Origin of the sequence: Moorena sp. SIO3A2 (genome assembly GCF_010672265.1) — a bacterium.
GTDB classification, from domain to species: domain Bacteria; phylum Cyanobacteriota; class Cyanobacteriia; order Cyanobacteriales; family Coleofasciculaceae; genus Moorena; species Moorena producens.
The window spans coordinates 1-5,034 of sequence record NZ_JAAHHC010000012.1; the positions used below are offsets into that span (position 1 = coordinate 1).

Sequence of the window (5,034 nt, forward strand, 5' to 3'; positions counted from 1 at the left end):
TCCTGAACTACTGCTGACTTTTTCAGCTGGTCACCCACCAGGAGGTATTGACTCAAACTATTACTCTGACTAATTTGTCAGTTTTACTGAGATCTAGTCTACCGTACTTTTAAAAGAGCCGCACCCAAATGATTTAGGATTGCTCTAAGCAGATTTAGCTAGTAAAGGTTCTACGGTCTGGGATGATTCACCCACCTGCTCTAAAATCTCAATCAATTCCCGTTCAAAGGTGACCAAAGCACGATTGGTTTTGCCACCAATATAAAAGCGATCGCTTTTAGCGGAAGCTGAGGCCTTTGGGCCACGCTTTGCGAACGCTTCATCGCGTAGCGTGGCCTACGGCCAATCGCCTTTTTGTAATGCCCAAATCTGAGAGTGGAAGACCTGAGAGATCGACTTGTTGCTACCTCAGTATATTCTCAAAGATTTAACCAAAGATGCACCCTGTTTCCTATTCCCTTTGTTATTCGATTGACGGTAATTGCGCGCTGATATAGCTCTTTTAATTAGCCGATTTTTCAATAACGTTCGCTACGCGAATATTTTTTTGAAATTCATTATCAAATTACCTCAAAAAAAAAATATCAAAACCCTTGACAATTAAATATATAATCATTACAATAATCACTGTAAACGTAATTAAGTTTTTTACTCATGTCTAAAGACTTTATTCCGAATCAAGACAATAATTCAAAGAAACAACGTATTAAGTGCATTAAGGGCTCTCCTGAAGCAGTAACCAATACTATTTACGGTCTTTGTGCACTGGGGTATGCAGATGTTTCCGACTGGAGCCCTTTGCAGCCGACCGGGATTCCTGGGCAAGTAATTAGTTTTGCAACCAAGTCTTCAAATTGGGGTTAATAGGTTGAATTTCTGGGGGGGTTTCCCCCCCGATCTGATCCGGTAGGATCAGATCCGGATTGATTCGGAAAGTGATAGACATGACATAGCGTTTGCAGCACTAAAATAGCCGTATAAATAATATCTACAGGTGCGACCCGTGGCGAATTTAATTCGCCAACGGAAAGCGCACCTAGGCTATTTTTTTTGCTTTTAATTTAATCCAATCGACAAGCTATCGAGAAAAGGTTTTTTTTTGGAAAGACTTAGGGAAAGTTAACTCTTTTATGATGCCAACAATGAACACCCGTTACCGCTGTTGAGTAATGCCACAATCGGCGGCATCAACTAATCGAAAAACTACCTTGTATTTAACCCCGTCATAGTTACCTTACGAAGGGAGTTTTTCTAGTATCATCAGAGGCTCCTCCCAGTCTTTCCAATCCTTCGTTATTTTAACTAACACAACGGCATAGTTACTCCGGAAGAGCCCTATAAATATCGGAAAAATGGGCTGATTTTTGTAAAGTTTTGTTTAAAACTTTAACACTTTGGCCATTCGTCTATAGTAGAATAACAATGGTTCGTTCACGACTTGGCAATAATGGCGATCGCATAACGAATACTAGGGATTTGCCAGCCCTACCTTGATCACTAAAAGCTAAATTTGTCGATTAACTTACCCGATAATGTGGTATGACTATATAATCTAATTCGGTGCTCTGACTTCCAACGCACAATCACTCACTGATCGCGCTTAGTTAAAATGGGAATACCCTGACCTAATAAGCACCTGGCTCGAGCACAAACTCAGCCAAGTTACGAGCCGTGAGTAAGCGTTGGAATTCAACTACTTCTTTGGCTTTACTGTGGATTGACAACTTGATTGTTGAATTCTTGGTATCTGAATTTTTTGAACTGCTTGTATTGGGAGTAGCTAAGTAATGACTTGTGTCAATTTTTTCCCCAATAGCGAGTCAAACTTTTTTAGTTTAGTTGATTTATTAAGCGAAAGATCGCAAGCTATGCCTAATCAGCTTGCCTATATCTTTCTGCAAAACGGAGAAACCGAATCAGGGAGTCTTACCTATGGGGAATTAGATAGACAAGCAACAGCGATGTTCCTTTGGAACCGCTTCGCGTACGCAGCCCATCTCCAATCAATGCTAGGTAGGAGAACGGGCTTTACTGTTATACCCTTCTGGATTAGAGTTGATTAGCGCTTTTATGGGCTTTAAGAATGTAGCTGAGTATCTAGAGGTAGCTCATAGAGTATTACAAGTTCCAGATCATCTGGCAATAGATGAAGAAATAATAGAGATTTAATTATGAATAACAACCAGGTAAATATAGTTGAATTTATATCTTGGCTTCAAAACCAGGGCATTAATATCTCAACCAACGGTGAAAAACTCCTTTGTCGTGTTAATAAAGGAACTCTAACCCCTGCGCTACGCCAAAAAATAGCTGAACGTCAAGCAGAAATTATAGTTTTTTTGCAACAACTTGGTAAAGGTAATAATACTAATTACCCACCAATTAAAGCTATTCCTAGAGACCAAAAATTACCCCTATCTTTTAGTCAAGAACGACTGTGGTTTATTGATCAAGTTGAAGGGTCAAAAGCTCCTTATATTGAGCACGGTGCTTTAGAAATCACCGGTAACCTAAATGTGTTAGTCCTAGAACAAGCCTTATCAGAAATAATCAATCGTCACGAAGTACTACGGACAAGTTTCCGGACTATCAATGGCAAACCAATACAGGTAATTCACCCCCACAGCACCATCAACATCAATGTAGTAGACCTACAACAATACCCAGAACCAGAACGGGAGACTATCTTAAAGCAAAAAGTACAACGTGAAGCAACAACTCCCTTTGACTTAGAGGTAGCACCATTAATCCGGTGTAAATTATGGCAACTAGACAGCAGTGAGTATGTGTTAGTGCTGACCATGCACCACATAGTCTCTGATGGTTGGTCAATGGGGATATTAATCGAAGAACTATCAAGTTTATATCAAGCTTTTGTTGCATCAGAACCATCCCCGTTACCGGAATTAGCGATTCAATATGCTGACTTTGCTCTTTGGCAAAGACAATGGTTAACTGGAGAAATACTAGAAACCCAACTTAATTACTGGAAACAGGAATTAGAGGGTGCTCCCAAATTATTACAGTTAGCTACTGACTACCCTCGCCCAACTGCGCCAACTTATCAGGGTCGGACTGAAAGTTTTAGTTTAAATACTGAATTAACCCAGAAGTTACAAACCCTGTCTCGAGATAGTGGTACTACCTTATTTATGACTCTGTTAGCGGCGTTTGGGACTTTACTACATCGTTACAGCGGTCAAGAAGATATTTTAATTGGTTCACCCATAGCCAATCGCAATCGCCGTGAGATTGAGCCTTTGATTGGTTTTTTTGTGAATACGTTGGTGATACGCACTGACCTCTCAGGTAATCCCAGTTTTCGGGAATTGTTGAGACGAGTGCGTTCAGTAACCTTAGATGCTTATGCTCATCAAGATGTGCCTTTCGAGAAACTAGTTGAAGAACTACAACCCTCGCGCTCGCTGAGTTATAACCCCCTGTTCCAGGTATTATTCAACATGCTCAATTTGTCAGAAACAAAACTGGAATTACCAGGGTTAAAAGTCGAACAATTTGACACAAGCGAAGCGGCTAATTCAAAATTTGACTTAACACTGTATGCAGCGGAATCAAACCAGGAAATACAACTAAAATTACTCTACAATGCCGATTTGTTTACAGGCACAAGAATGGGAGAAATGCTCCATCAATTCGAGCATTTACTCAAACAAATTATCCAACATCCCCAAAAGACGATCACGGATTTTTCTTTAGTCACTCCCCAAGCTAAATCTTTGCTGCCCAACCCAGTGGAGAAACTAAGTTGTGAATGGTCTGATGCTTTCCATACTCGATTTGACCGACAAGCAACAAGGGTTCCACAACAATTAGCTGTTATCGATAAACAGGTCAAGTGGAACTACACCGAACTTTCAAACCGTGCCAATCAACTTGCCAACTATTTGCTAGCATTGGGCATCAAAAACCAAGACGTTGTTGCCATAGTAGGCGATCGTAGCGCTTGTTTAGTTTGGGCAATACTGGCAGTCATCAAAGCCGGTGCAGCTTTTATGATTCTCGATCCTGCTTATCCTGTAGCTCGTCTTATTAATTATCTTCGCCTTGGAAAACCTCGCGCTTGCCTTGAGATTACCACAGATTCACTTAAGGGTGAACTACAACAGGAAGTAAATAAGTTATGCTGTTGTCTTAAAATTACCCCAGACTTAAATTTAGAGGGAATTTCTACTGATGCTCCAGAGGTAAACATTCACCTAGATGACTTAGCTTATATAGCTTTTACCTCTGGCTCAACTGGTCAACCAAAAGGGATCGAGGGCACCCACAGACCCCTAGCTCATTTCCTCAATTGGCACTCACAGACATTTGAACTTCACGAATCAGACCGATTCAGTATGCTCTCGGGACTTGCCCATGACCCCTTATTGAGAGATATATTGACACCCTTATGGCTGGGGGCTACCTTATGTATTCCTGACCTTGAGGATATAGAAACTCCCGGTCAGTTAGCTTGTTGGATGGAGCAACAACAGGTTAGCATTACCCATCTGACTCCAGCGATGGCACAACTGCTTTTTGAAACCAAACTCACACTTAATAGCTTGAGGTATGTATTTTTTGGTGGAGATGTCTTAACTCAAGACCATGTTTCAAAAATGTACAAGCTAGCTCCCTGTGTGAGAATAGTTAATTTCTATGGAGCGACGGAAACCCCTCAGGCAATGGGGTATTTCTATATCCCTAACCCCGTAGACCATCTGGTAAGTTCAAAAAATACTCTGCCTTTAGGCAAAGGAATCTCCAATGCTCAGTTACTGATTTTAAATACTTTACAGCAGCTTGCTGGCATCGGAGAAATAGGAGAAATATATGTTCGTACTCCTTACTTGGCTCGTGGGTATATGGGTAATGATGCACTAACCCAAGAGCGATTCATCCCCAACCCCTTCTCTAGTTCCTTTTCAGAACGACTCTACAAAACCGGAGATCTCGCGAGATATCTACCAGACGGTAACATCGAATTTATTGGTCGCATCGATAACCAAGTTAAAATCAGGGGTTTCCGCATCG

3 protein-coding genes and 1 pseudogene are annotated in these 5,034 nt (G+C 41.1%); 3 read left to right on the forward strand and 1 reads right to left on the reverse strand.

Annotated elements, in window-relative coordinates; genetic code table 11:
- Positions 1-144 precede the first annotated feature (144 nt).
- Positions 145-393: pseudogene (locus F6K64_RS38920) on the reverse strand (hypothetical protein); the annotation flags it as partial.
- A 261-nt stretch (positions 394-654) separates the two neighbouring features.
- Here F6K64_RS38920 and F6K64_RS16120 point away from each other — a divergent pair.
- From F6K64_RS16120 to F6K64_RS16130, 3 genes are all read left to right on the forward strand, one after another.
- Positions 655-864: a hypothetical protein gene (locus F6K64_RS16120; protein ID WP_071986990.1), complete on the forward strand. Its 210-nt coding sequence runs from the start codon at positions 655-657 to the stop codon at positions 862-864.
- A gap of 923 nt (positions 865-1,787) precedes the next feature.
- Entirely contained in the window at positions 1,788-2,063 is a 276-nt protein-coding gene (locus F6K64_RS16125; RefSeq protein ID WP_008191327.1) for a hypothetical protein, read from the forward strand.
- Between the two features lie 108 nt (positions 2,064-2,171).
- Positions 2,172-5,034, forward strand: a 2,863-nt coding sequence (locus F6K64_RS16130; RefSeq protein ID WP_287262771.1) for a non-ribosomal peptide synthetase, incomplete at its 3' end; no start/stop codon positions are given.